20 protein-coding genes and 8 tRNA genes are annotated in these 26,824 nt (G+C 46.7%); 5 read left to right on the top strand and 23 right to left on the bottom strand.

The genetic code is table 11. From position 1 onward, the window contains the following. Positions 1-119 precede the first annotated feature (119 nt). From raiA to FJD32_RS06125, 4 genes are all read left to right on the top strand, one after another. On the top strand, positions 120-476 hold the full coding sequence (raiA, locus tag FJD32_RS06140; protein ID WP_140907685.1) for a ribosome-associated translation inhibitor RaiA: 357 nt from the start codon (positions 120-122) through the stop codon (positions 474-476). A 1,168-nt stretch (positions 477-1,644) separates the two neighbouring features. Further along, on the top strand, positions 1,645-2,109 hold the full coding sequence (locus FJD32_RS06135; RefSeq protein WP_037420941.1) for a DNA polymerase III subunit chi: 465 nt from the start codon (positions 1,645-1,647) through the stop codon (positions 2,107-2,109). Positions 2,110-2,124: 15 nt separating this feature from the next. Further along, a complete protein-coding gene (locus FJD32_RS06130; RefSeq protein WP_140907684.1) occupies positions 2,125-5,001 on the top strand; it encodes a valine--tRNA ligase in 2,877 nt (958 codons plus the stop codon). A gap of 118 nt (positions 5,002-5,119) precedes the next feature. After that, entirely contained in the window at positions 5,120-6,439 is a 1,320-nt protein-coding gene (locus FJD32_RS06125) for an IS4 family transposase (protein ID WP_140907888.1), read from the top strand. Positions 6,440-6,834: 395 nt separating this feature from the next. Here FJD32_RS06125 and FJD32_RS06120 read toward each other — a convergent pair. The 13 genes from FJD32_RS06120 to recA all read right to left on the bottom strand — a co-directional run bounded on the left by FJD32_RS06120 (position 6,835) and on the right by recA (position 14,351). Then, positions 6,835-6,911, bottom strand: a tRNA-Arg gene (locus tag FJD32_RS06120). A 94-nt stretch (positions 6,912-7,005) separates the two neighbouring features. Beyond that, positions 7,006-7,097 (bottom strand) — tRNA-Ser (locus FJD32_RS06115). Between the two features lie 36 nt (positions 7,098-7,133). After that, positions 7,134-7,210: transfer RNA gene (locus FJD32_RS06110), tRNA-Arg, on the bottom strand. 43 nt (positions 7,211-7,253) lie between these two features. Then, positions 7,254-7,330: transfer RNA gene (locus tag FJD32_RS06105), tRNA-Arg, on the bottom strand. Positions 7,331-7,373: 43 nt separating this feature from the next. Beyond that, positions 7,374-7,450: transfer RNA gene (locus FJD32_RS06100), tRNA-Arg, on the bottom strand. Positions 7,451-7,532: 82 nt separating this feature from the next. Continuing rightward, positions 7,533-7,609, bottom strand: a tRNA-Arg gene (locus FJD32_RS06095). Positions 7,610-7,639: 30 nt separating this feature from the next. Beyond that, positions 7,640-7,716: transfer RNA gene (locus FJD32_RS06090), tRNA-Arg, on the bottom strand. A 20-nt stretch (positions 7,717-7,736) separates the two neighbouring features. Continuing rightward, positions 7,737-7,828 (bottom strand) — tRNA-Ser (locus FJD32_RS06085). A 203-nt stretch (positions 7,829-8,031) separates the two neighbouring features. Next, the gene (csrA, locus tag FJD32_RS06080; RefSeq protein WP_006082602.1) at positions 8,032-8,229 is read right to left on the bottom strand and encodes a carbon storage regulator CsrA; all 198 of its coding nucleotides are present in this window, start codon (positions 8,227-8,229) and stop codon (positions 8,032-8,034) included. A 118-nt stretch (positions 8,230-8,347) separates the two neighbouring features. Further along, on the bottom strand, positions 8,348-9,604 hold the full coding sequence (locus FJD32_RS06075) for an aspartate kinase (protein ID WP_037420970.1): 1,257 nt from the start codon (positions 9,602-9,604) through the stop codon (positions 8,348-8,350). Between the two features lie 9 nt (positions 9,605-9,613). Then, positions 9,614-12,238: an alanine--tRNA ligase gene (gene alaS, locus FJD32_RS06070; protein WP_055648571.1), complete on the bottom strand. Its 2,625-nt coding sequence runs from the start codon at positions 12,236-12,238 to the stop codon at positions 9,614-9,616. Positions 12,239-12,792: 554 nt separating this feature from the next. Then, a complete protein-coding gene (locus FJD32_RS06065; protein ID WP_055648572.1) occupies positions 12,793-13,203 on the bottom strand; it encodes a regulatory protein RecX in 411 nt (136 codons plus the stop codon). Positions 13,204-13,277: 74 nt separating this feature from the next. Continuing rightward, positions 13,278-14,351 carry a recombinase RecA gene (gene recA, locus FJD32_RS06060; RefSeq protein WP_037420979.1) on the bottom strand — a complete coding sequence of 358 codons (1,074 nt, stop codon included), beginning with the start codon at positions 14,349-14,351 and terminating at the stop codon, positions 13,278-13,280. Positions 14,352-14,733: 382 nt separating this feature from the next. On the opposite strand from recA, the gene mutS reads away from it, so the two are divergent. After that, positions 14,734-17,304, top strand: a complete 2,571-nt coding sequence (gene mutS / locus FJD32_RS06055) for a DNA mismatch repair protein MutS (RefSeq protein WP_037426206.1) — start codon at positions 14,734-14,736, stop codon at positions 17,302-17,304. 83 nt (positions 17,305-17,387) lie between these two features. Here mutS and rpoS read toward each other — a convergent pair whose 3' ends face one another. From rpoS to FJD32_RS06005, 10 genes are all read right to left on the bottom strand, one after another. Further along, positions 17,388-18,368: an RNA polymerase sigma factor RpoS gene (gene rpoS, locus FJD32_RS06050; RefSeq protein ID WP_037421178.1), complete on the bottom strand. Its 981-nt coding sequence runs from the start codon at positions 18,366-18,368 to the stop codon at positions 17,388-17,390. A gap of 81 nt (positions 18,369-18,449) precedes the next feature. After that, the gene (locus FJD32_RS06045) at positions 18,450-19,346 is read right to left on the bottom strand and encodes a peptidoglycan DD-metalloendopeptidase family protein (RefSeq protein WP_140906927.1); all 897 of its coding nucleotides are present in this window, start codon (positions 19,344-19,346) and stop codon (positions 18,450-18,452) included. 59 nt (positions 19,347-19,405) lie between these two features. Continuing rightward, positions 19,406-20,041: a protein-L-isoaspartate(D-aspartate) O-methyltransferase gene (locus FJD32_RS06040; protein ID WP_037421172.1), complete on the bottom strand. Its 636-nt coding sequence runs from the start codon at positions 20,039-20,041 to the stop codon at positions 19,406-19,408. Continuing rightward, the gene (gene surE, locus FJD32_RS06035; protein WP_037426213.1) at positions 20,038-20,787 is read right to left on the bottom strand and encodes a 5'/3'-nucleotidase SurE; all 750 of its coding nucleotides are present in this window, start codon (positions 20,785-20,787) and stop codon (positions 20,038-20,040) included. The genes FJD32_RS06040 and surE overlap by 4 nt, the downstream gene beginning before the upstream one ends. Next, positions 20,784-21,911, bottom strand: coding sequence for a tRNA pseudouridine(13) synthase TruD (locus FJD32_RS06030; protein ID WP_109277850.1), 1,128 nt, complete (start codon positions 21,909-21,911; stop codon positions 20,784-20,786). Before FJD32_RS06030 ends, surE begins: the two co-directional genes overlap by 4 nt. 29 nt (positions 21,912-21,940) lie before the next feature. Continuing rightward, positions 21,941-22,420, bottom strand: coding sequence for a 2-C-methyl-D-erythritol 2,4-cyclodiphosphate synthase (ispF, locus tag FJD32_RS06025; protein ID WP_109277849.1), 480 nt, complete (start codon positions 22,418-22,420; stop codon positions 21,941-21,943). 51 nt (positions 22,421-22,471) lie between these two features. Continuing rightward, complete coding sequence (gene ispD / locus FJD32_RS06020; RefSeq protein ID WP_037426221.1) at positions 22,472-23,221, bottom strand: 2-C-methyl-D-erythritol 4-phosphate cytidylyltransferase; 750 nt, start codon at positions 23,219-23,221, stop codon at positions 22,472-22,474. A 10-nt stretch (positions 23,222-23,231) separates the two neighbouring features. Then, complete coding sequence (gene ftsB / locus FJD32_RS06015) at positions 23,232-23,531, bottom strand: cell division protein FtsB (protein WP_086023979.1); 300 nt, start codon at positions 23,529-23,531, stop codon at positions 23,232-23,234. A gap of 100 nt (positions 23,532-23,631) precedes the next feature. Next, positions 23,632-24,927, bottom strand: coding sequence for a phosphopyruvate hydratase (gene eno / locus FJD32_RS06010; RefSeq protein ID WP_011621904.1), 1,296 nt, complete (start codon positions 24,925-24,927; stop codon positions 23,632-23,634). 213 nt (positions 24,928-25,140) lie between these two features. Continuing rightward, the gene (locus FJD32_RS06005) at positions 25,141-26,781 is read right to left on the bottom strand and encodes a CTP synthase (protein WP_037421150.1); all 1,641 of its coding nucleotides are present in this window, start codon (positions 26,779-26,781) and stop codon (positions 25,141-25,143) included. Positions 26,782-26,824: the final 43 nt, after the last annotated feature.

The following is a 26,824-nucleotide window of genomic DNA, read 5'->3' as shown; positions in this document are numbered from 1 at the left end:
AAGCGATCAAATATCCAACGAACAGTATCTAACCGGACAAAAAATGTGATTTAGATCTCGTTTTTAAAGGTGTAGATTGGTAATCTGAAACTGAAGAAAATAAATAGAAGGTTCGACATATGCTAAAGATTACGAGCAAGCAATTAGAAGTAACTGCCCCAATCCGTGAACGCATTGAAAGCCGTTTGGAGAAACTTTCTAGACATGATGTGCAGTTGATTAATCCCCATGTCATTATTACCGAGGAGAAACCTGGTTTCAAAATTGAAGCGTCGGTTGGCATCCGAAATGGAGAACTTTTTGCTCAAGCTAAACACGATAATCTTTATGCAGCTATCACTGCTATGGGCCAAAAATTAGAGAAGCAACTCAATCGATTAACCCACAAACCTGAAGCACAACGTTTTACATCCATTGCTCATCCCGAAGAGGCTATTAATGTCGAGGATGATTACGAGGAGGAAGATGCAGCTTAAGTTACTCGATGTAGTGCGAGACCACATCACTTCGAGAGCATAAAAGTAGATAAGGTTTAATAGGTCACATTTTTTAGCAAAAGTTTGATAGGCCATCCTAATGGCCAGTAAAAAGAGTGTGAACCTTTAAATAACTACTACACTTTACTAAGTGACAGCAGAATCGAAGTGATGTGAATTTCAGCTTAATAGCATTTAATACCACCACAAGAAGGAGTACGCCGCCATACAAAACTCACACTCAAAAACAGTGACACAGGTAGTCACATAAAGCATTAAAGCAGCCACATAAATTCGGTAACGCCAAGCTGTAATGTTTATGCGTTTCCCATCTGGTTATCAAATGAGATGCGAGGTTACTAAAAGTACAAACCGATGACCAAAAACTAACGACAAATACACTAAGGGGTGTTAACTCACGAGTCGATCATTAAGGAGTAACCTACTACATCATATTGCCAGTTTAAGTCTTACACACTCTTCAAGCACAAATGTAACAACCAAGAGGAGGACGTTAGCAATAGAGCCACATAGGTACCATGAAAGGCCACTTTAGGTGAATTAGCTTCTTAACAGTCAAACAATATGAGGAGGTTAATAGCGTTATCGGTAATATGAGCAATTGGGCATATTACAAATAGTGAGTAAAAAGAATTTAGATAACACGGAACAAGGCGAGCTGCTTAACAGCAAAATACCCAGTACCTTTTTAAGTACTAATATCGGCCAGATTTCTTTATCTATGTTCTAAAGTGTAATCGTAAGTGAAAATGTAAGCTAAAGTTGTAAGTTGAAAAGTGAGTTAACATGCTGAATAAACAAATCTAATGCAATATCTGTTTGTTTATTCACAAAGCGTCAATGAATCCTTTAATAACAATGCTCAATAACCTAGGAGGAATAGTTTGTTTGACCAGTCTTTCAACCAGCGCACCTTCGGGTGCGCTTTGCTTTTATACTCCATAGTCGTTCAACCATTTATATAAGCACTTAGTATTAAGCTTGTTCTCAAATTAGTGAACATTTCGCACAGTAACTGTTTAAGTGAAACACCTGTCCCCCGTAGCTTAATCTACCGCTAAAAACCCCAGAGCGAAGCGTTAACCCAGCTCGAGTTTTAGTGTAGACTTACCCGTTCGTCCATAACTCAAAGCAAGGCATTGAAATCATGACTCAAGCGCTGTTTTATCTACTGCCGCCGATGGGCGTGAACACGGCCTTTAGTGACATGTATCAATTGGCTTGCCGCTTGGCCCAACAGGGATTTATAAACCAGCAGCAGGTCTATATTCACTGTCAGGACAAGAACATCGCCTTCGAAATCGACGAGTTACTATGGCAGTTTGAACCCAGTGCATTTGTCCCCCATAACCTCAAAGGTGAAGGCCCAACCACGGGTTCCCCCGTTGAAATCGGTTTTGATCGACTTGGACCTAACAAAAGTCGTCAACTTCTGATTAATCTTGCAGACCAAGTACCGCCATTTGCGGTAAACTTTGGTCAAATCTTCGATTTTGTAGCTAATGACGACCAACATAAGGCGATAGCACGTGAACGCTACCGCCAATATCGTGGCTTAGGGATTGAATTAACAACCCAAAATTTAGCAACACATCCACTTAATTTAGCTTGAGACAGATACGTTCCCATGGAAAAAACATACGATCCTCAGTCCATTGAGCAGACTCTTTACCAAAACTGGGAAGAGCAAGGTTACTTTAAGCCCCACGGCGATGCCTCACAGGGCAACTATTGCATCATGATCCCACCGCCCAATGTGACGGGCAGTCTGCACATGGGTCACGCTTTCCAAGATACCATCATGGATACCCTGATCCGCTACCAACGTATGAAGGGTAAAAACACCCTGTGGCAAGTCGGTACTGACCATGCGGGTATTGCGACTCAAATGCTGGTTGAGCGTAAGCTTGAAGCCGAAGAAGGCAAGAGCCGCCATGATCTTGGCCGCGATGCTTTTATGGAAAAAGTCTGGGAATGGAAAGCGCAATCGGGCGGCACCATCACTAAGCAGCTACGTCGTATGGGCGCCTCTGTGGATTGGGACCGTGAGCGTTTTACCATGGACGAAGGCTTGTCTAAAGCCGTTCAAGAAGTGTTTGTCCGTCTCTATGAAGATGATTTGATTTACCGTGGTAAACGCTTAGTAAACTGGGATCCCAAGCTGCATACCGCGATTTCTGATCTCGAAGTGGAAAACAAAGAAAAGCAAGGCCACATGTGGCATCTGCGTTATCCATTAGCCGATGGCGAACTGACTGCTGACGGTAAAGATTACCTCGAAGTCGCCACCACGCGTCCAGAAACTATGTTAGGCGATAGCGCGGTTGCAGTTCATCCAGACGATGAGCGTTATCAAGCACTGATCGGCAAATTTATTCTGCTGCCTATCGTTAATCGTCGCATCCCAATCGTTGCCGATGACTATGTGGACATGGCTTTTGGTACAGGTTGCGTGAAAATCACCCCTGCCCACGACTTTAATGACTATGAAGTTGGTAAGCGCCATAAGCTGCCCATGTTCAACGTGTTGACCTTAGATGCGGCCATTCGCGCATCAGCCGAAGTCGTCAATACCGATGGCACCATCAACACCACCTTAGATGGCAGCCTACCTGAGCGTTTCGCAGGTTTAGATCGTTTCAAAGCCCGTGATGCAATCGTGGCAGAGTTTGAAACCTTAGGTCTGCTCGAAAAAATCGCGCCACACAGCCTAAAAGTGCCCTACGGTGACCGCTCAGGCGTAGTTATTGAGCCGATGCTGACCGACCAATGGTACGTTGCCGTTGCGCCTATGGCGAAAACTGCCATCGAAGCCGTTGAAAATGGCGATATTAAGTTTGTGCCGCAGCAGTACGAAAACATGTACTTCTCTTGGATGCGCGACATTCAAGATTGGTGTATCTCTCGCCAATTATGGTGGGGTCACCGCATCCCCGCTTGGTACGATGCGAACGGTAAAGTTTATGTGGGCCGCACCGAAGCTGAAGTGCGTGCTAAGCACAATATCGATGATGCTATCGCCCTGCGCCAAGATGAAGACGTACTGGATACTTGGTTCAGCTCTGCCCTGTGGACATTCTCGACCTTAGGCTGGCCTGACAATGTTGAAGATTTAAAAACCTTCCACCCTACCGATGTGTTGGTAACGGGTTTTGACATCATCTTCTTCTGGGTTGCCCGTATGATCATGATGACCATGCACTTCATCAAAGATGAAGACGGTAAGCCACAGGTGCCATTTAAAACCGTTTATGTGACCGGCCTTATCCGCGATGAAGCGGGTAACAAGATGTCAAAATCTAAGGGCAACGTACTTGACCCATTGGATATGATCGACGGTATCGATCTAGAAGCCCTCGTTGAAAAACGCACCGGCAACATGATGCAACCTCAACTAGCCGCCAAGATCGAAAAGATCACCCGTAAAGAATTTGAAAATGGTATCGAAGCCCACGGTACTGATGCCCTGCGCTTTACCCTAGCGGCAATGGCCTCAACTGGCCGTGATATCAACTGGGACATGAAGCGTTTGGACGGTTACCGCAGCTTCTGTAACAAGCTTTGGAACGCGTCACGTTACGTATTGATGAATACCGAAGGCCAAGATTGCGGCCCGAACTCTCCGGACTACCAAGGCGGCGAGATGGAATTGTCGCTGGCGGATCGCTGGATCATCGGTTTATTCAACCAAACCGTAAAAACCTATGACGACCACATGGCAAACTATCGCTTCGACCTCGCTGCTAACACACTGTATGAGTTCACTTGGAACCAGTTCTGCGATTGGTACTTAGAGTTAACTAAGCCAGTGCTGCAAAACGGCAATGAAGCGCAAATGCGTGGCACCCGCCATACACTGGTCAATGTGTTAGAAGCGATGCAACGTCTGATGCACCCGATGATGCCATACATCACTGAAACCATCTGGCAACGCGTTAAACCACTGACAGGCGCCCAAGGCGACACCATCATGCTGGCACCATTCCCAAGCTATGATGCTGCCAAAGTAGATGCGACCGCGATGGCCGATCTCGAATGGGTTAAGCAAGTCATTGTTGCGGTTCGTAATATCCGTGCAGAGCTCAATATAGCGCCTTCTAAGCCATTAAATGCCCTACTGCGTGGCGTGAGTGCCCAAGACAAAGCCCGTGTTGAAGCTAACCAAGCCTTCTTCACAACGCTTGCACGCTTAGAAAGTATGACAATTCTTGGTGAAGGTGAAACGGCGCCAATGTCGACCACAGGTCTGATTGGCGAAATGGAATTATTAATTCCGATGGCAGGTCTGGTGGATGTAGCAGCCGAAATGGCTCGTATCGACAAACAGCTTGAAAAGCTGACTCAAGAGATTGCCCGTATCGAAGGTAAATTATCCAATGAAGGCTTCGTGGCGAAAGCACCGCCAGCAGTTATCGATAAAGAGCGCGCCAAGATGGCCGATCTGAGCCGCGATATGGACAAACTAAAAGAGCAAAAAGCCGAGTTTGCTAAGTTAGAAGCCTAATCACGGCATCTACGCTAAAAAGGGCTGTATTTTACATAATGCCGATCGTTTTAAGTAGTTGAATGATCTTTCAAGGGCTTCATAATCAGCCGCAACTTAAGTTGCGGCTGATTTTTTTATGTCTGAATTTTCTAAAGAGCTACTTGTTACTGCTGAATTTTGCCAATCGCAGGATATTGATGTATTCGCCAAACATGTTCCCATGGATTGGGTGGCTGAGGCTGTGCAACAAACTGGCAGGGCATCACTTCGAACCCGTCGTTTCCCTGCAGAGCAAGCTGTTTGGTTGGTTCTAGGTATTGGTTTGATGCGTAACCGCTCGATTCAGCAAGTCTGTGATACGCTCTCACTGGCGTTTCCCGACGCCAAGGGGGAGCTCCCGCCACTGGCGACTAGTAGCATCATCAAAGCCAAAGAAAAGTTGGGTTCAGAGCCCATGCGTTATCTGTTCAAAACAACCGCTGCACAGTGGGAAACACAGTGTGAATTTGATGAGATAGCGGGATTGAAATTGCTCAGTGTTGATGGGACGTATTTTAAGACGCATAACACTGAAGAAAACCATCACTTTGGCTTTGCACAAAGCACGGCTTCTTTTCCCTCTGTGCTGGCGGTTACTTTAATGTCTACTCGCAGCCACTTACTTTCTGATGCGGCTTTCGGGCCTGTTACCCACAGTGAAATTCACTACGCACAGCAATTGGTTGGCTCAGCTCCCGAGCATTCGCTCACGTTGTTTGACCGTGGGTTTATGTCTGCCGAATTGCTCATCAGCTGGCAAGGAAGCGGGACTAACACCCATTGGTTAACCCCGATAAAGTCTAAGACCCGCTATAGCATTATCGAGTCATTCTCAGAGTATGACCATCTGGTTGAGATGCCGGTATCACCCCAAGCTAAACAACAAGCGCCTTATCTGGGGGAGCGCTGGCAAGCCCGCCTTATCCTTATTCCATCACCCAAAGGTGATATCAAAGGGTTTATCACGTCCTGCCTATGTCCCGACACTTATCCAGTGAACGATTTGCTCAAGGTGTATTGGCAGCGATGGGAGGTAGAGAGGGGTTATGGTGAGCTGAAGCAATATCAATTGGAAAATAAACCGGTCCTGCGCAGTAAGAAGAAGGATGGGGTGTATCAAGAATTATGGGGGATCTTGACGACCTACAACATTGTTCGGCTAGAGATGGCTGCCATGGCAGTGCAGCATAAAGTTGAGCCACAGAGAATAAGTTTCATTAATGCCCTGTTTTTAATCCAGGATGAGTTCGGTTGGAGCGATAGAGGGAGTCCTGGAGCGATCCCACAGCACTTAAAACGACTGAGGGAAAATGGCAAGCGGTTGATTTTACCCCCGAAGAGGAAGCGGCCCAGCTACCCGCGTGTGGTGCTAAAGAAAACGGTGAAATATCCAAGTAAAAATGCCACTCGCTCTTAAGCGAGTGGCATTATGTATTTTACAGCCCTTTTTATTTCCCCTGTTCCATCCTAAATCGCGTTAACACTCTTCAAACCTCTCTCAGAACTCGCCCCCCTAAGACCCAAAGAAGCTCATCGATCCCTTGTTCCATGCTTATCTCCCCTTCTCTCTTTTACGGCAGATATTGCTAGCCCATTGCTATCTCTTTATCACACGTAAAATAGCAAGCCAGAGCGATAAACATCATCGCTTAAGGCGTTGGCATTTCAACAAGCATAACGTGGCGTAAAAGACGGGCTATCAATGCGTAAAGCTCAACAAGAGATAAGGATTGAAGCAATATAATCCAGAAAAATCCCATAAAAAAAGCCCTGCAATTGCTTGCAAGGCTTATCTAAATCTAACTAAGTAGATGGTGCGCGTGGAAGGATTCGAACCTCCGACCGCCTGGTTCGTAGCCAGGTACTCTATCCAGCTGAGCTACACGCGCTTAAATACTGGGTAAGTTGCTACCTTACCGACAGACTTTAGTCTAGAAGAAGCACTTAAGTCTCGCAAATTAAATCTATTCACTAGGAATAGAATGGCGGAGAAGGAGGGATTCGAACCCTCGATGGGAGATAAAGCCCATACTCCCTTAGCAGGGGAGCGCCTTCGGCCACTCGGCCACCTCTCCGCAAAGTCTGCATTTGTAAGCTATTGCTTACTAAAATGGTGCGCGTGGAAGGATTCGAACCTCCGACCGCCTGGTTCGTAGCCAGGTACTCTATCCAGCTGAGCTACACGCGCATTTTTGCGTTTTGCTAACAAAGCAATTGCTCTGTCAGCTAATTGGTGCGCATGGAAGGAGTCGAACCTCCGACCGCCTGGTTCGTAGCCAGGTACTCTATCCAGCTGAGCTACATGCGCAGTTTTAACAGTTATCTCAACACATTCGCATTAAGATTGAATATGGTGCGCGTGGAAGGATTCGAACCTCCGACCGCCTGGTTCGTAGCCAGGTACTCTATCCAGCTGAGCTACACGCGCTTAAAACACTTACTTGAAGCACTAATTACAAAATTTCTTCTGAAATTCAAACCTGATGAGTTAAACATAACTGATGCAGAAATGGTGCGCATGGAAGGAGTCGAACCTCCGACCGCCTGGTTCGTAGCCAGGTACTCTATCCAGCTGAGCTACATGCGCGACTTGTATCTATCTTGCTTCAATAAAAAATGGTGCGCGTGGAAGGATTCGAACCTCCGACCGCCTGGTTCGTAGCCAGGTACTCTATCCAGCTGAGCTACACGCGCAGTTTTTTATTTGTAAGAAATGGCGGAGAAGGAGGGATTCGAACCCTCGATGGGAGATAAAGCCCATACTCCCTTAGCAGGGGAGCGCCTTCGGCCACTCGGCCACCTCTCCGTTTTCTTGGCGCACATATTACTGTTTGACGAAAATAAGTCAAACCCTTTTTCTGAAACCGATTCCATTTGAACTGTTTTTAATCACATTGCGGTTATATCAAGCCAATGTGTTGATTTACGCCAATCTTTCGGTTTCAAAAATAAAAAAGTCAGTTTAAAAACTGACTTTTTTATCTGACTAATACTCGCATAAGCTTCGTATTAAAAGTTACCGCCTTCTGAAGGCGTACCTGATTTTTCAGATTGAATGCGTTGATAGATTTCTTCACGGTGAACAGAAACCTCTTTCGGTGCATTCACACCGATACGCACTTGATTGCCTTTTACCCCTAGCACTGTAACTGTGACTTCATCACCAATCATCAGTGTTTCGCCAACACGACGAGTCAAAATCAGCATTCGATAGCTCCTTTATGTCTTAATTCAGCTTACACACGGCACTCATCCGGTAGATGGGCTTATTATAGGGTCAGCTGAGTACAAATTAATAGTATTCAATACTCAAACAGTTATTTAATTACACCTTATTTAGCTCGAATGCGTGATGCAACGCTCGAACTGCCTTGTGTAAGTCCCTTTCATCGATCACAGTTGACAATTTACTCTCCGATGTCGAAAGTAACTTAGCATGGATTGTTTCGTTACCCAATACATCTAACATCTTAGTCAATAATCCAACTTTTGCCTGTAAACCTTTGCCAACTAAGGACACTTTTGCACGTTGACGCTCAACATTCAATTGGCCTAGATCAAGACTTTCACTTAAAACTTCAAGCTCATGCAATAAAACATCCACTTTCGTCTCGGCCAACATAAAGCTGACAGACTCCGCTGGTGACGTTTCATTCAATTTCAAAGGAGTAATAAACTCAACGTCTATCTCAAGTCGAGCCAAACAGGCTAATAAGGCTTGATAACGCTCACTGCTGGTAAATAACCCTTCAATGGTCAAGGTTGCTAAGGCCTTATTGATCGCAATTCCTTGTACGGATGCGGGCATCGCAAGCTCAGACTCATCACCAAATTGAATTAATGTGCCCTGACCAGCTTCAAAACTCGACAACACCCGCAGCGGTACTTTAAACCGTTGCGCATATTCGACCGAGTCAGGATGAAGCACCTTAGCACCGAGCTTAGCCATTTCGAGCATGACATCAAAGCCAATCACATCGAGACGTCTAGCACTGCTGTCGATATTAGGGTCTGTCGTAAAAACGCCTGGTACATCGGTAAATATTTGACACTCATCGGCTCTTAGCGCCGCCGCTAGCGCCACAGCCGTCGTATCCGAACCACCACGACCTAAAGTGGTGACATCGCCATTAGGATCGATCCCTTGAAATCCAGCCACAATAGGCACGATGCCTTGTTCCAGCAAGGAGGTTAAGTACTCCGTATCAACACTTTCAATACTCGCCCGACCAAATTGGCTATTTGTATGGATTTGCACTTGATCGCCAGTCAGGGATCTTGCTTTGATACCACGGCGTTGCAACGCCATCGCCATTAACGCAATACTGATTTGCTCACCCGTAGAGACAAGCATATCGAGTTCCCGCGCACTTGCGCGGGGATCGATTTGCGCCGCAAGCGCAAATAGCCTATTTGTCTCACCTGCCATAGCAGAAAGGACCAATACTTGCAGCTCACCACTGTGAGCGGACTTTGCAATCTGCTCAGCAACTACTTCGATGCGTTCAATCGAACCCACCGAAGTGCCGCCAAACTTCTTCACAAAAAGCTTGCTACCACTAAGCTTTCGTTTTTCGAGCACAGCAACCTCTTAAGCTAAACGCTCAGTAATCCAAGGTAATACTTGAGATAGAGCCGCATCCAGATTTTCTGGTTGGCTACCACCCGCTTGAGCCATATCTGGACGACCACCACCTTTACCGCCCACTTGTGCAGCAACCATAGCAACCAGTTCACCAGCTTTGACTTTACTAACTAAGTCATTGCTCACACCCGCGATAAGGTTTACTTTGCCTTCCTGAGCAACACCGAGCAGGATAACGGCAGATTTCAGCTTTTGCTTTAACTCATCTTGCAGGCCGCGCAGTGCACCCGCCTCAACGCCTTCCAGCTTCTTAATCAGCACGTTAACGCCATTAACCACAACCGCATCACCCGCTAAATCCGCACTGGCTGCCGCAGCTAACTTATCTTTCAGTTGCTGCATGTCTTTTTCAAGCTGCTTCATTTTATCCAGCTGGGCTTTAAGCTTGGTCACAACGGATTGAGTATCGCCTTTCAGTAGTGCTGCCGCTTCTTCAAGTTGTGCCTGTTGCTGTGCCACATAGGCCATCGCTGCCGCGCCGGTTACCGCTTCGATACGGCGAACGCCCGCAGCAATACCGCCTTCAGAGGTAATTTTGAACAGACCAATGTCACCGGTGCGGCCAACATGGGTACCGCCACACAGTTCGATAGAGAAATCGCCCATGGTGACAACACGCACCTGAGCATCGTACTTCTCACCGAAGAGTGCCATAGCGCCTTTTTCTTTGGCTTCATCAATCGCCATTTCAGCGACTTTCAGCTCATGGTTGCGGCGAATTTGGGTGTTAACTAACTCTTCAACCTGTTTCAGCTCAGCAGGTTTGACTGCTTCGAAATGAGAGAAGTCGAAACGTAAACGCTCTGGGTCAACTAACGAACCTTTTTGAGTAACGTGAGTACCCAACACTTGACGCAGCGCAGCATGTAATAAGTGAGTCACAGAGTGGTTTAACTGAGTGCGGTGACGTAGCTTTTTATCCACTTTCGCTTCAAGTATTTGACCAACGCTTAAGCTACCAGCCATTAAGGTCCCTTTGTGGCCTGAAGCTTGGCCAAACTTTTGCGTATCGCTAACAGCAAACTCAATACCTTGAGCCACTAATACGCCCTTGTCACCGACTTGGCCGCCCGATTCAGCATAAAAAGGCGTTACATCGAGCACCACTACGGCATCATCACCCGCATTGATTGCAGGAACTGACTCGCCGTTCAGGTAAAGCGCGGTGACTTTAGCATTGCCAGTAAGTTCTGAGTAACCACAGAATGCGGTTTCAGCATCGATCTTAAGTGCTGCGTTGTAATCGGCGCCGAAGTTACCCGCGGCTTGAGCACGGCTACGTTGTTCAGCCATAGCCGCTTCAAAGCCCGCTTCGTCGACGATAATGTTGCGCTCACGGCATACGTCAGCGGTTAAATCCACTGGGAAGCCATAGGTATCGTACAGTTTGAAGACTGTTTCACCGTCTAAGGTGTCGCCCTGCAATTCGTTTAACGCGCTATCCAGAATGCCTAAACCACGCTCAAGCGTACGGGCAAACTGTTCTTCTTCAGCTTTAAGGGCTTTTTCAACAATCACTTGAGTATCGGCTAAACCTTTAGCGGCATCGCCCATCACTTCGATTAGCGTCGGAACTAACTTGTAGAAGAAGGCTTCAGTTGCCCCTAACTTGTTACCATGACGCACGGCACGGCGAATAATACGGCGCAGTACATAACCACGACCTTCGTTCGATGGCATCACACCATCTGCAACTAAGAAGGCGCATGAACGAATATGGTCGGCAATCACGCGCAGTGACTTGTTAGATAAGTCTGTCACGCCGATGATTTCGGCTGCTTTGGCGATCAAGGCGCGGAAAATATCGATTTCGTAGTTTGAATGAACCCCCTGCATAATCGCAGCGATACGCTCAATCCCCATACCAGTATCGACTGAAGGTTTTGGCAGCGGCAACATCTCACCAGAGGCTTGACGATTGTATTGCATGAATACGATGTTCCAAATTTCGATGAAACGATCGCCATCTTCCTCTGGGCTACCAGGACGTCCACCCCAAATGTGGTCGCCGTGATCATAGAAAATTTCGGTACAAGGGCCACAAGGACCAGTATCGCCCATTTGCCAGAAGTTATCTGAAGCATATGGCGCGCCCTTGTTATCACCGATACGGATGATATTCTCAGCAGCAACGCCAATCTTTTTATTCCAAATTTCAAAGGCTTCATCATCTGTTTGATAAACAGTTACACACAGACGATCCTTTGGTAGCTTCAATACTTCAGTCAGGAAGGTCCAACCAAAACGAATCGCATCTTCTTTGAAGTAATCACCAAAGCTGAAATTACCCAGCATTTCGAAGAAAGTATGGTGACGCGCGGTGTAACCAACGTTATCTAAATCGTTGTGTTTACCACCCGCACGGACGCAGCGTTGGGCAGTGGTCGCACGTGTATAGCTACGTTTGTCCATGCCAAGAAACACGTCCTTGAACTGGTTCATACCGGCGTTGGTAAATAAAAGCGTGGGATCATTGCCTGGTACAAGAGAACTACTGTCCACAACTTGGTGACCATTGCTGCGGAAAAATTCGAGGAAAGCACTTCTAAGCGCTGCTGTCGTTTGATACATGAAATCGTCCTGAATTGGGTAAGCATGACCAGCTACACCATAAGGTAGCCGTATTTCTATTTGCCCAGCATTATAAGCAGACTGAAGAAAGACGACCAGCCTTGAATAGCGATATCGCGCTTCGGAGTCTAATATTTTCGATGAGTTTTCATCTAATACAGGGCTTATCACAACAACCCAAGGTGAAAGTGGTGAAAAAGGACTAATTCTGTGAGGGAGATGAACTGAGTTAAGAATGATAAGCACAAACTTACCAGGGCAAGTTTATATGATTACATTAGGTCGTGTTGACGTTTCAGGGTTATTTTTGCAGCAGTTTGACTGGCTTTTATGCAAGGCAAAGTCCGTGCAGTGTAGTTATTCTACATAAACGGACGATAACGCGGCAGAAAAGCCAGCCAAATGCTACCCTAAGGGTTCGTCTGGCAAGCCCTTGCTCTTACTTTCTGTCATAAGAGCCGCTCGTCATTTGAGTAAACTACACATCATTCCTCGTTTCGCGAGCACGAACTTGCCAGAACGAACAAAATGTAATCTCGAAACGTCTACACGCCCTAGTCATCATTATCTTCCAAAGGATCATAATCTAAGGCATAGGTGACTTGTTCGTAATTAAAGCCTTGGCTCAGTAAAAACCGTACTCGTTTGGCTTTTTCTTTTGCAATTTGCTCGCGGGATAGTGAGCCTTTTACTTCAAACACTTTAGGGACCGTATACTTTTTGATGGCTTTCGCTTTTGCCAACTCAAACCAATCATGCTCATTTGCAGATAAGGCAGCTTCGATACAATCTTTAGTCAGCCCCTTTTGAGCAATAGCTTGACGAATGCGTATTGGTCCATGACCACGGGCAATGTGGCTTCGAACGAGAAGCTCGGCATAGCGCTTATCATTGATAAATCCTGACGCTTCACAATCATCAAGCACAGGATCGATATCAGCGACCTCAAAGCCTTTTTCGAGCAGTTTTGTGCGGATTTCTTGGCGGGAATAATCGCGGCGCGCTAACAGCGCGACCGCAATTTGACGGGCAGACTGGCTCAGAATACTTCGCCTGTTTCTAAATCAATATTCCCCTCGATATTATCATCATCGGATGCTGATGATGCCAGTGCACTTGGGTTACTCAATAATAACTCACGCAATGTCTTATCGATTTCAGCGGCAATGGCTGGGTTTTCAGTCAAATATTTACCCGCATTGGCACGGCCTTGACCAATTTTATCGCCCTTGTAGCTATACCAAGCACCAGCTTTCTCAATCAGTTTATGGGCTACCCCTAAATCGACTAACTCGCCAGTACGGTTGATACCTTGACCGTAAAGGATTTGAAACTCAGCTTGCTTAAATGGTGCAGCCACTTTGTTTTTAACGACTTTGACACGAGTCTCGTTACCAACCACTTCGTCGCCTTCTTTGATAGCACCAGTACGGCGAATATCTAAACGAACAGAAGCATAGAATTTCAGAGCATTACCACCCGTTGTGGTTTCTGGGTTACCAAACATCACACCAATCTTCATACGAATTTGGTTGATGAAGATTAACAGTGTATTCGATTGCTTGAGGTTACCCGCTAACTTACGCATCGCTTGGCTCATCATACGCGCTGCTAAGCCCATATGTGAGTCACCGATTTCGCCCTCAATTTCTGCCTTGGGTGTTAATGCCGCGACCGAGTCAACGATGATCACATCTACCGCGCCAGAACGGGTTAACGCATCACAGATCTCAAGAGCTTGTTCACCGGTATCGGGTTGTGAACACAATAAGTTATCAATATCTACGCCTAACTTTTTCGCGTAGATAGGATCGAGAGCGTGCTCAGCATCGATAAAGGCACAGGTTTTACCTTCGCGCTGAGCAGCGGCAATCACTTCTAATGTCAGGGTTGTCTTACCTGATGATTCAGGACCATAAATCTCAACAATACGGCCCATTGGTAAACCGCCAGCCCCTAAGGCGACGTCAAGGGAAAGTGAGCCAGTAGAAATGGTCTCGACATCCATAGAGCGGTCTTCGCCCAGCTTCATGATGGAGCCTTTACCAAATTGCTTCTCAATTTGGCTCAATACCGCAGCAAGTGCTTTCTCTTTGTTTGGATCGACCTTCATTCCTGTTCCCTCATCTAGACAGCATCAGTACTGTCAAAAGTGATATTCAATTTAATAAAGCGGGTGATCAAAAAGCGAGGCTCTTTGTCGTAATCTGCTGACTAGTATACTGTACAATCATACAGTATCAATACCTGTGAATGAATTATTTTTCAGTCAGAAAATTTTCCCATTTAGACAAGCTTTTACCCACCCATACTGCAGATTTATCAAGATATCAGTGAATATCCACGCTTTGAGGATCAATTTTCTGTAAATTGTTGCTAAGATTGGCGCCAATTGATTTTAGACAGTAATAGTGCAAATCAACTGATTTTATCTCCCATTACTGTATGACTTTATTCCCTATTTCAGGGCCGGCATAGCGGACGATAACGATTTAATGAATCCTATAGATACCGATGATTTAGAAAAACATACCCCGATGATGCGTCAATATTTGACCATGAAAGCAGAGCATCACGACATGCTGCTGTTTTATCGTATGGGTGACTTCTATGAACTCTTCTATGATGACGCCAAACGAGCCTCTGAATTATTGGGCATTTCCCTTACGGCCCGAGGCAAAAGTGGTGGCGACCCGATCCCGATGGCGGGTATCCCTTACCATGCAGTTGAAGGCTATCTCGCAAAATTGGTTCAAATTGGCCAATCGGTTGCGATTTGTGAACAAATTGGCGATCCTGCCACCTCAAAAGGTCCGGTTGAGCGTAAAGTCGTACGCATTGTCACCCCAGGAACCTTAACCGATGAAGCGCTATTGCAGGAGCGGCAAGACAATCTGTTGGCCGCGGTTTATCAAGGCAAAGTGGGCTTTGGCTATGCGACTCTAGATGTGTCTTCTGGCCGTTTCGTGATTGCCGAATTAGAGACGAAGGAGTCCCTCGAAGCCGAGTTGCAACGTACGAATCCGGTCGAAATTCTTTATAGCGAAGATTTTGGTGCACTGGAGTTATTGCATCATTTTAAAGGCAAACGTCGCCGCCCTGAGTGGGAATTTGATTACGATACCAGTATCAAACTGCTGTTGGCCCAGTTTGGCACTAAGGATTTACACGGTTTCGGCATAACCGATGCTCGCCTATCGCTGCAAGCGGCAGGCTGCTTGATGCAGTACGTAAAAGACACCCAGCGCACCGCCCTGCCCCATATCAATGCTATTACCCGTTTTAATCAAACCGATACGATTGTCTTGGATGCGGCAACGCGCCGCAACCTCGAGCTGACACAAAATTTGAGTGGTGGTCGGGATAACACCCTAGCAGCCGTGCTCGACAATACTGCCACAGCCATGGGCAGCCGTATGTTACAACGCTGGATCCATCAGCCGTTGAGGGACCATGCACAGATTTTTGCTCGCCAAACGGCGGTCAATGAGTTGCTCGCGACCGCGGCCCATGAGTCATTGCATGAGCAGCTTAAAGCCCTAGGTGATATCGAACGTATCATGGCAAGACTGGCGCTTCGTACCGCTCGTCCACGGGATTTTGCCCGCCTACGCCAAGCATTAAACCTATTGCCTCAATTACAGCAATCATTAGCACAGTTAAGTGCTCCCCATACGGTGAAACTAGGTCAACTCTTAGGCGAGTTTCCCGAAGAGCAACAACTGCTTGAGCGCGCTATTGTCGATAACCCGCCCATGCTTATCCGTGATGGCGGCGTAATCCGTGAAGGCTACAATGCCGAATTAGACGAATGGCGTGGCTTAAGTGAAGGTGCCAGCGATTATCTAGTACAACTCGAAGCGCGGGAAAAAGAACGCACTGGCATTGCTACGCTGAAGGTAGGCTACAACCGAGTCCATGGTTACTACATTGAAGTCAGCCGTCTGCAATCACAGCAAGTGCCATTAAATTACCAACGCCGTCAAACCCTTAAGAATATGGAGCGTTATATCACGCCCGAGCTTAAGGAATATGAAGAAAAAGTGCTGTCGAGCCAAGGTAAGGCGCTCGCTCTTGAAAAACAACTGTGGGACGAATTGTTTGATTTAATCCTCCCCAAATTGCATGAGCTACAAGCCTTTGCCAGAGCAGCCGCCGAACTCGATGTGCTCAGTAACTTTGCCGAACGTGCCGAAACCTTAGGCTATACCTGCCCAGAACTGAGCAGCGAAATCGGGGTAAAAATTGAAGCGGGTCGTCACCCTGTGGTTGAGCGTGTGAGTCAAACGCCTTTTATCGCCAACCCTGTCACTCTGCACAATCAACGCCGGATGTTGATTGTTACAGGTCCAAACATGGGCGGTAAATCGACCTACATGCGTCAAGTTGCACTGATCACCCTAATGGCACACATTGGCAGCTTTGTACCCGCAGATCGCGCCATTATTGGTCCTATCGATCGAATTTTTACCCGTATTGGTGCCTCAGACGATCTCGCCTCAGGCCGTTCAACCTTTATGGTGGAAATGACTGAAACGGCCAATATTCTCCATAATGCCACTGCGCAGAGTTTAGTCTTGATGGATGAAATTGGTCGCGGCACATCAACCTACGATGGCCTGTCATTAGCCTGGTCTGCGGCTGAGTATTTAGCACAGCAAGTCGGCGCGATGACGCTGTTTGCGACCCATTATTTCGAGTTAACACAGTTACCGGAACTCATGGCTGGGGTCTATAACGTGCACCTCGATGCGATTGAGCACGAAGACACCATCGCCTTTATGCACGCGGTGCAAGAAGGTGCCGCCAGTAAGAGTTACGGTTTACAAGTTGCGGCCCTTGCTGGTGTACCAGCTCGGGTGATTAAGGCGGCAAAACATAAACTACATCAGCTTGAGAGTCGCGACCATCAAGTAGAGGGCACAAAGGCACCGATTCAAACCTTGTTAGCCCTGCCGGAGCCAGTGGAGAATCCGGCCATAAGCAAGTTAAAAGCCATCAATCCCGATAACCTGACCCCAAAACAGGCACTGGATTTACTCTATGAGCTTAAACGCTTGAGTTAAATAGCTTTGTTCATCGTAACTTAATAATAAAAACGCCCACAAAGTGGGCGTTTTTTTATGGGTTGATTAAACAACCTTAAGCATTAGTTTCTAAATAAAGCCTCTACAGATAGCCCTTGCGCCCCCAGCAAATCGCGCATGCGTTTTAAGGCTTCCACTTGGATTTGGCGCACACGTTCACGAGTGAGACCAATTTCAGCGCCAACATCTTCAAGAGTTGATGGCTCGTAACCCAATAACCCAAAGCGTCGCGCTAACACTTCTCTTTGCTTGGTATTAAGTTCATTTAACCACTTCACAACTGAGTTAGAGATGTCTTCGTCTTGTACTTTAAAGTCTGGACCTACGTTATCGTCATCAGCAAGCACATCGAGTAATGCCTTGTCGTTATCGCCACCTAAGGGAATATCGACAGAAGTGATCTTCTCGTTGAGCTTCAGCATACGGCTGACGTCAACACTGGATACTTGTAGTTTCTCGGCAATTTCTTCTGCCGTAGGTTCATGGTCAAGTTTTTGCGCTAATTCCCGAGCTGTACGTAAATATACGTTAAGCTCTTTTACTACATGGATAGGCAAGCGAATTGTGCGAGTTTGGTTCATGATTGCACGTTCGATGGTTTGTCTGATCCACCAAGTCGCATAGGTTGAGAAACGGAAACCTCTTTCGGGGTCGAATTTCTCGACAGCACGTATCAAACCAAGATTACCCTCTTCGATTAAATCCAGCAGCGCAAGACCACGATTATTGTAACGACGGGCAATTTTAACCACGAGTCGCAGGTTGCTTTCGATCATGCGGTTACGGGATTTTTCGCAGCCTTTTAAGGCTTTACGGGAAAAGTAAACTTCTTCTTCTGCACTAAGCAGTGGGGAAAACCCTATTTCACCTAAATAGAGTTGTGTGGCATCAAGATTTTTTTGCAGGTCATCTTGAACCTGTTGTTCGAGTCCTAATTCTTGAACTAAATCAGCGGCGATATCCTCTTTATCGAGATCAAACTCTGCGGCATCAACGGAAAAATCTACTAGTTCTTCTACGGCAGTGCTATTTATGCGGCTCATGATCGAATCTCCCAAACCTAATTTAACTGCTTGTATTACTGCAATTTATTATCCTCCATGCCAAAACAAGGCCCTAAACAATCATTGCTTAGGTAAGTAGTTGAGTGGGTTAACAGACTGACCATGGTAACGAATTTCAAAACGTAACATTACTTGATTAGTACCTGTACTACCCATTTTAGCAATCGTCTGTCCAGCGAGGACATGTTGCTTTTCATCGACTACGATCTGATCCGCATGAGCATAAGCACTAAGGTAATCGTCACTATGTTTGATAATAACTAAATTACCATAACCCCTAAGCGCACTACCTGCGTATACCACCCGCCCATCTGCTGCAGCTTTGATGATATCTCCACGTTTTCCTGCGATCTTAATACCTTTATTTCCCTGCTCATTGGCAGAGTATGTTCCTATCAATTTACCTCTTACAGGCCATTGCCACTGGCTTACACTATCGGGTAGTGTCGATGTCGGAGCAATTATTAAAGGGTTAATATTTTGTTGGGAACTTGTTGCAGAATACGCAGGCTTTGCTTTCTGATCAAGTGTTTTTTTCGGTGTTTCACTAGATACAGAATTCTGAGAAAAATCATCACTAACTGATTGTTTTTTATTTTTATTATGCTGATATCCACCTTTATTTACCGAATTAATTCCACCTAAAGTCGTAGAAGGTTTACTATTTTGATTATGGTCATATGTTAAATACAAAACCTGACCAGGATAGATGGTATACGATTTATCTAATTGATTAATTTTAGCAATTTCGGCGTAATCTTTGCCTGCAGCCCAAGAAATAGAGTAAAGAGTGTCGCCTTTCTTAACTTTATATGAATTGGATTTAATATTGCCTTTGTTGTGCTTTGAATAATTGTGGGAAAGACTTTCGACAGGTGCGGGGCGACTCGCCTGAAAGCTACAGCCCGCAAGCAACAACAGTAAACTGAGGTTTAAAAGTAAACCCGCATTCAACAATAAAAACTCCTTTTTGGGGCTATCTTACTGTTTTAGTAATTTATAAATCGATAAACGCGCTATGCAAGCTCACCATTTACTAAAGGAACAAATTTGACTGTCTCTATCACTTCAGAACTAAAACTATCCAAGTGACGCGTAATCCGCATCAATTGCTGCGTTTCTTCACCCACAGGGATAATTAATACACCGCCTTCGGCTAACTGGGATAATAACGCTTCAGGAACCTTTGCGGCAGCTGCGGTGACCATAATGCCATTATAGGGACTACGATTCTGCCAGCCCTGCCAGCCATCGCCATACTTAAAGGAAACATTATGCAGATCGAGCCGCTTTAATCTTTGCCTTGCTTGGATCTGTAACGTCTTTATACGTTCCACAGTGCAAAGCTCTGGTACTAATTGGGCGAGAATCGCCGCTTGATAACCTGAGCCCGTTCCAACTTCAAGCACCTTATGTGGCTGATGCTGCAGCAGTAACTCAGTCATTCGCGCGACGATATAAGGCTGAGAAATGGTTTGCCCTTGACCAATAGGTAAGGCTGTATTCTCATAGGCTTTATGGGCTAACGCATTATCAAGAAACAATTCGCGTGGTGTATAGGATATTGCCTTAAGCACGGCTGGATTGCGGATCCCCGCATCCTGAAGCTTTTTCGCTAAATTCACCGCCGATGTTAAGGCAACTCGAGTCATATTTTATCTACCCAATTTTGCAATATCGATAATTGTTTATACGCGGTCAAGTCTACGGTTAACGGAGTGATCGACACATAACCATGAGCAATGGCATGGAAATCGGTACCTTCACTCGCATCTTGTTCAACACCCGGTGGGCCGAGCCAAAAAATTTCTCGTCCTGCGGGATCTTGCGTACGCACAATGCCTTCAGCTTTATGCCGCGCTCCAAGGCGCGTCACTCTTATGCCTTTAATCTCATCCAACGGTAAATCCGGCACATTGATATTGAGGATCTGATCACTGGCAATCGGGTGCGCTAATAGCCCCTGCACGATTCGCCGCGCGTAAACGGCGGCAGTGTGATAATGCTTAAAGGCTTTGCCATTAAGCGAAATCGCTACCGCGGGGAAGCCTAAAAAACGCCCTTCCATTGCCGCCGCGACCGTACCCGAATATAAAGTATCATCCCCCATATTCGCGCCAGCATTGATGCCCGATACCACCATATCCGGCTCACCATCACAGAGCTCCCGTATGGCTAAGTGGACGCAATCTGTTGGTGTACCGTACACCGAAATATAACCATTATCTAACCTATTAATTCTTAATGGATTAGTCAAGGTTAAAGAGTTACTTGCACCGGAACAATTACGATCAGGTGCGACCGTCATCACAGTGGCGATTTCGGCAAGCGCCTCCGTTAAGGCTTTTATTCCCGGCGCATTCACCCCATCATCATTGCTGACAAGGATGCGGATCATAAAGTGGACTCGCCATTATCGATTAGATTGACCTCTGCAACATCGCTTTCAGTTGCAGTATTTGCCTCAGGAGCATTCGTATCCGGCGTAACTGTTGCTTGCCATTGCAGCTCTTTCACATCTTGATAATCAACCAGCTCTCTTAACAGCGATGTCGCAAAGCTACCCGCAGGTAAAATAAACTCGAGTACCAATCCATCCGCGGTTTGCTCGTATTTAAGTCCTTGAGGTTCCAGTAGCAATGGGCGGCGTTCCTGCTCAAGACCTGCGTGCTCAAGGCCGTAGCAATCGTCGCCCAGCTCAGCCATGGCTTGGGTTTCAACCTCGGCGGCTTCGCCCTGCGGCAGCATTTTTCCGCGACCCCAAAGTGGCGCAGAAAGTTGAATATCCTTCTCAATCAAACGTTTTAATACCACTAAATCCCATTCAGGCGTAACGAAAAAGCTTTTGCTGCCCGCCAGCATCACGCAATCCCCCGCTAAGGGTTTAGTGCCATAATTGGCTAAACGATAGGAGACAACGGTATTGAATAGATTGGAGCGCACCGCAGACAGATACATGCTGCGCTTATTACGGTCTTTCACCTTTTTGCCCGCCAACATTTGCCGTCCCATCACCAGGTTTTTACCATCATGCCCAAAACGCTGCTCACCAAAATAATTGGGCACACCTATTTGGCTGACTTTCTCGATGCGGCTGATAATGTCTTCCACGTCTGTGACATTGCGCAGGGTAAGGATAAAACGGTTGCCCAAGAGCGCGCCAATACGTAATTTTTTGCTGTGGCGACTACTGGATAATATGGTTAAACGCTCGCTGTTTAGCTCGCTCCACGCAGGGGTTTCTTTACCTGGGATACGAATGCCAAACCACTGTTCTGTGATGGCATTTTTATCTTTTTGTCCTGCATAGGTCACTTCTTTGGGATGAACCTTAGCGAACTTCGCCAGCATTTCAGCCACTTGTACCGTGTTCAATCCATCCTTACGAATGTGGACTAAATGATGTTCGCCCTCGCCCGACGGGCTAAAAGGCAAAATCTCTTTGACGATAAAGTCGCTGTTAACGGTTCTTAAATCTGCGGTGCCCGTCGGTTTGCCGTACAGGTAATGTAGTTCGCTCATGGGTCTTTCTTATCTCTTAAAGTTGCAGGCTATTGGCGGCTGAGTAATACGACGGCTTCGACCGCGATACCTTCTTTACGGCCAGTAAATCCGAGTTTTTCTGTAGTAGTGGCCTTTACATTAATGTCAGCAACATCAGCATTGAGATCGGCTGCCAGCACGTGGCGCATATCCTCGATATACGGTGCCATTTTAGGCGTCTGGGCAATAATAGTGACATCCAGATTACCCAGCTCAAATCCCTTCGCCCGCGCTAAGGCATAACAATGACGCAGCAAAACGCGACTATCGGCGCCCTTATAAGCGGCATCGGTATCAGGGAAATGTTTACCTATATCCCCAAGGGCCATCGCCCCTAAAATGGCATCGGAGATGGCATGCAGCACCACATCACCATCGGAATGAGCCACCAGCCCCGTTTCGTAGGGTACTTCGACCCCGCATAAAATTAACGGGCGCGGTTCACCAAATTTATGAACATCAAAACCATGGCCGATACGGATTTTCATGACTTATTTCCTAACGTATTTAATCAATTGCGCAATTCACTCAGCTTGCCTTCAAGCCTTAGCACGCAGTAAAAAAAGTTCTGCTAACTCCAAATCATCGGGATGGGTAACTTTAATGTTATCCGCCCGCCCAGCGACTAATCCAGGGGAAATTCCCGCCCATTCCATCGCCGAGGCTTCATCGGTCACAACGGCCCCTGCGGCAAGCGCGGCTTTTAAATGCAATCGCAACAAGGAGGTTGGGAATAACTGCGGCGTCAAGGCATGCCAGAGATTATCGCGGCAAACGGTCGAGCTGATTTCACCTAAGCTATTGGCGCGCTTCATGGTATCGCGGACTGGCATCGCCAAAATGGCACCTTGGGGAAAGTGCACCCGCGAAGCCAGCAATTTATCTATGTCTTGCGCCGTTAAGCAGGGTCTAGCCGCATCGTGTACTAAAGCCCAACCATTGTCGGGCGCCTTATCGAGTGCCGCCAGCACTGAGTCGGCGCGCTCAGAGCCGCCAATAACAGTCACCAGCTTGGGATGCTTGGCCTGGGGCAACGCGGCAAACTCGGTATCCTCAGGATGCAGCGCGACAATCACTTGGTTAATTTGCGGATGGGACAATAACTTGTCTAAGGTATGAGCCAGAATGCTTTGCCCCAACAAAGTTAAATATTGCTTGGGTTTACCCGCGCCCATGCGGCTGCCAATCCCTGCGGCTGGCACAATCGCAACCACATTAGGTGAAAAAGGATCCAGCTGAATAGCGACTTCTGTTTCAGTCTGTGGCGCGGCTTCTAAGACGATATCCATTTGTGCTCCGTTACTGCGAGGGACTCGATACTGCACGGTCACCGCCCACCACGCGATAGAAGGTCTCGCCTTCTTTCACCATGCCAAGCTCGTTACGCGCCCGCTCTTCAATCGCTTCGGTACCACTCTTAAGATCGATAATTTCTTCTTTAAGCACTTGGTTACGCTCATTGAGTTTTGCATTACCATCTTGCTGAGCAGCAATCTGTTTTTGCAGAACAAAGTATTCGGGCAGACTGTTATCGCCCGACCACAGCCGGTATTGCAGTAAACCGAGTAGCACTATGAGTGCAATGACAAAAAATTTCATGGAGGAATTAGCGTCAATGTCTTGGATTAAAAAAAGATACTGCAGATAGTACAACAAAAAAGGCCACCAAGTGGTGGCCTTTTTACATCGGTCGGCTAAATTACGCCTGACCTTTGATTTCCTTCAAACCGCGATACGGTGCTTTTTCACCTAATTGCTCTTCGATACGCAGCAATTGGTTGTATTTAGCCACACGGTCAGAGCGACACAATGAACCGGTCTTGATTTGGCCAGCCGCTGTACCTACCGCTAAATCAGCGATAGTAGCGTCTTCAGTTTCACCGCTACGGTGTGAAATAACCGCAGTGTAACCCGCCGCTTTTGCCATACGGATAGCCGCTAAGGTTTCAGTTAATGAACCGATTTGGTTGAACTTGATCAGGATTGAGTTAGCAATGCCATTCTCGATACCACGGGTTAAAATCTTAGTGTTGGTTACGAATAAATCGTCGCCCACTAATTGGATCTTGTCGCCCATGATCTTAGTTTGGTATGCCCAACCATCCCAATCTGACTCGTCCAGGCCGTCTTCGATAGAGACAATTGGATATTGTTCAGTCAGTGACTTCAGGAAGTCAGAGAAACCGTTTGAATCGAATACTTTGCCTTCGCCTGACAGGTCATATTTACCGTCTTTGTAGAACTCAGAAGCCGCACAGTCTAATGCCAGAGTCACGTCGGTACCCAGCTTGTAACCCGCTAATTCAACAGCTTCTTTGATTACCGCTAATGCATCAGCGTTAGAAGACAGGTTAGGAGCGAAACCACCTTCGTCACCCACAGAAGTGCTTAAACCTTTACCGTGCAGTACTTTCTTCAGGGTGTGGAAAATCTCAGCGCCCATACGTAAAGCTTCGCGGAAGTTTTTCGCGCCAACAGGTTGAACCATGAATTCTTGGATATCAACGTTGTTATCCGCGTGCTCACCACCGTTAAGGATGTTCATCATAGGCACTGGCATAGCGTATTGGCCAGGTGTGCCGTTTAATTCAGCGATGTGAGCGTATAGAGGCATGCCTTTGAATGCTGCAGCCGCTTTAGCCGCCGCTAAAGACACAGCGAGAATCGCGTTAGCGCCTAACTTGTCTTTGTTTTCAGTGCCGTCTAAGTCGATCATGATTTGATCAAGTTCGGCTTGGGCAGTCGCATCTTTACCGATTAACGCAGCACGGATAGGACCGTTTACGTTAGCCACAGCAGTTAATACACCTTTACCTAAGTAACGGCTCTTGTCGCCATCACGCAGTTCTAGTGCTTCGCGGCTACCGGTAGAAGCACCAGATGGCGCAGCCGCCATACCGATAAAACCACCTTCTAAATGCACTTCGGCTTCAACTGTTGGGTTACCACGAGAATCCATAATCTCGCGACCAATCACGTTAATAATCTTAGCCATATTACCCTCGATTTAAGTTTAAAAGAGAAAAGAAAAAACCAATACCAATGGGAATTAACAGATGTAGAGTACGACCAAAATCTTTAAATTCCGTTTACTATTTCCGTCTATACGCATGTCGTTTATACACATGGGTATGAGTTTTGACTCATGTTTACGCGGCCTGAGTGTAACAAAAGGCCGGGCCCACTGTCGCGGGTCCGGCCTTAAAATTTATTTCTTCAGATCACGTTTTTGATGTGCACTCGCGGCAGCAACGAAACCTTCGAACAATGGATGACCATCGCGTGGGGTCGAAGTAAATTCTGGGTGGAATTGACCCGCTACAAACCAAGGATGATCTTTGAGCTCAATCATCTCAACCAGTTTACGGTCAGAAGATAAACCACTAAATACCAGACCCGCTTGTTCTAAACGTTCTCTGTACTTATTGTTCACTTCGTAACGGTGACGGTGACGCTCAACACAAGTGTTACCTTTGTACGCTTGCGCCGCTTTTGAGCCTTCCAACAGGTGACATAACTGCGCACCTAAACGCATAGTGCCACCTAAATCAGAGGCTTCATGGCGTTGTTCAACATTACCTTCTTCGTCAACCCATTCAGTGATTAAGCCAACCACTGGGAATGGCGTTGCTTTATTGAATTCGGTTGAGTGAGCATCGGCCATGCCAGCAACGTTACGGGCAAATTCAATCAGTGCCACTTGCATACCTAAACAGATACCAAAGTATGGCAGGTTGTTTTCACGGGCAAATTTAGCCGCCTGAATCTTACCTTCCACACCGCGCTCACCGAAGCCACCTGGGACTAAGATACCGTCTAAACCTTGCAGAACTTCATCGCCTTTGGCTTCTACGGTTTGTGAGTCGATATACTTGATAGTCACAGATACGCGATTTTTCAGACCTGCGTGTTTTAATGCTTCGTTGACTGACTTGTAAGCGTCTGGCAGTTCGATGTATTTACCCACCATACCAATCACGACTTCGCCGTTTGGATTAGCTTCTTGGTAAATGACGTTTTCCCACTCAGACAAGTCAGCTTCGCGGCATTCTAAGCCAAAACGCTTAACGACTAAGTCATCTAAGCCCTGTGAGCGCAGCAGCGCTGGGATCTTGTAGATGCTGTCGACGTCTTTTAATGAAATAACCGCACGTTCTTCAACGTTACAGAATAACGAAATCTTCGCACGCTCGTTGGCAGGAATCGCACGGTCGCCACGGCAGATCAATACGTCTGGTGCAATACCGATAGAACGCAACTCTTTTACAGAGTGTTGAGTCGGTTTCGTTTTCACTTCGCCCGCAGCGCCTAAGAATGGCACTAAGGTTAAATGCATAAACAGGGTACGATCGCGGCCCAGTTCAACGCCTAATTGGCGAATAGACTCAAGGAATGGCAGTGATTCGATATCACCCACAGTACCGCCGATTTCAACGATAGCCACATCGTGACCTTCGCCACCAGCTAATACTTTTTCTTTGATCGCGTTAGTGATGTGCGGGATCACCTGAATTGTCGCGCCTAAATAGTCACCGCGACGTTCTTTACGTAATACTTCTTCGTAAATACGGCCTGTGGTGAAGTTGTTGCGACGATTCATCTTAGTGCGGATGAAACGCTCATAGTGGCCTAGGTCGAGGTCTGTTTCTGCGCCGTCCTCAGTCACAAACACTTCACCATGTTGCGTTGGGCTCATGGTACCTGGATCAACGTTAATGTATGGGTCCAGTTTCATGATGGTTACATTGAGACCACGGGCCTCTAAAATTGCGGCTAATGAAGCGGCTGCAATGCCTTTACCTAGTGATGAAACCACACCACCAGTAACGAAGATATACCTTGTAGTCATGCTGAACCTGAGAAAATGAGTTTGAAAATACGTGCTTGTAAGA

The organism is Shewanella sp. LC6 (assembly GCF_006385735.2).
Lineage (GTDB): Bacteria > Pseudomonadota > Gammaproteobacteria > Enterobacterales > Shewanellaceae > Shewanella > Shewanella xiamenensis.
Note: the sequence above shows the minus strand (reverse complement) of the source record. Positions and strands in the feature narration are given on the sequence as shown.

Bases quoted from the DNA above. Each gene is read 5' to 3' on its own strand.
- csrA (WP_006082602.1), bottom strand. From the start codon at position 8,229: ATGCTGATTTTGACTCGTCGTGTTGGCGAAACACTGATGATTGGTGAT.
- alaS (WP_055648571.1), bottom strand. From the start codon at position 12,238: ATGTATCAAACGACAGCAGCGCTTAGAAGTGCTTTCCTCGAATTTTTC.
- ispF (WP_109277849.1), bottom strand. From the start codon at position 22,420: ATGAAAATCCGTATCGGCCATGGTTTTGATGTTCATAAATTTGGTGAA.
- FJD32_RS06125 (WP_140907888.1), top strand. From the start codon at position 5,120: ATGTCTGAATTTTCTAAAGAGCTACTTGTTACTGCTGAATTTTGCCAA.
- FJD32_RS06030 (WP_109277850.1), bottom strand. From the start codon at position 21,911: ATGAGCGAACTACATTACCTGTACGGCAAACCGACGGGCACCGCAGAT.
- FJD32_RS06040 (WP_037421172.1), bottom strand. From the start codon at position 20,041: ATGACTCGAGTTGCCTTAACATCGGCGGTGAATTTAGCGAAAAAGCTT.
- raiA (WP_140907685.1), top strand. From the start codon at position 120: ATGCTAAAGATTACGAGCAAGCAATTAGAAGTAACTGCCCCAATCCGT.
- recA (WP_037420979.1), bottom strand. From the start codon at position 14,351: ATGAAGGTCGATCCAAACAAAGAGAAAGCACTTGCTGCGGTATTGAGC.
- FJD32_RS06005 (WP_037421150.1), bottom strand. From the start codon at position 26,781: ATGACTACAAGGTATATCTTCGTTACTGGTGGTGTGGTTTCATCACTA.
- FJD32_RS06130 (WP_140907684.1), top strand. From the start codon at position 2,125: ATGGAAAAAACATACGATCCTCAGTCCATTGAGCAGACTCTTTACCAA.
- rpoS (WP_037421178.1), bottom strand. From the start codon at position 18,368: ATGAGCCGCATAAATAGCACTGCCGTAGAAGAACTAGTAGATTTTTCC.
- eno (WP_011621904.1), bottom strand. From the start codon at position 24,927: ATGGCTAAGATTATTAACGTGATTGGTCGCGAGATTATGGATTCTCGT.
- ispD (WP_037426221.1), bottom strand. From the start codon at position 23,221: ATGGATATCGTCTTAGAAGCCGCGCCACAGACTGAAACAGAAGTCGCT.
- FJD32_RS06135 (WP_037420941.1), top strand. From the start codon at position 1,645: ATGACTCAAGCGCTGTTTTATCTACTGCCGCCGATGGGCGTGAACACG.
- ftsB (WP_086023979.1), bottom strand. From the start codon at position 23,531: ATGAAATTTTTTGTCATTGCACTCATAGTGCTACTCGGTTTACTGCAA.
- surE (WP_037426213.1), bottom strand. From the start codon at position 20,787: ATGATCCGCATCCTTGTCAGCAATGATGATGGGGTGAATGCGCCGGGA.
- mutS (WP_037426206.1), top strand. From the start codon at position 14,734: ATGAATCCTATAGATACCGATGATTTAGAAAAACATACCCCGATGATG.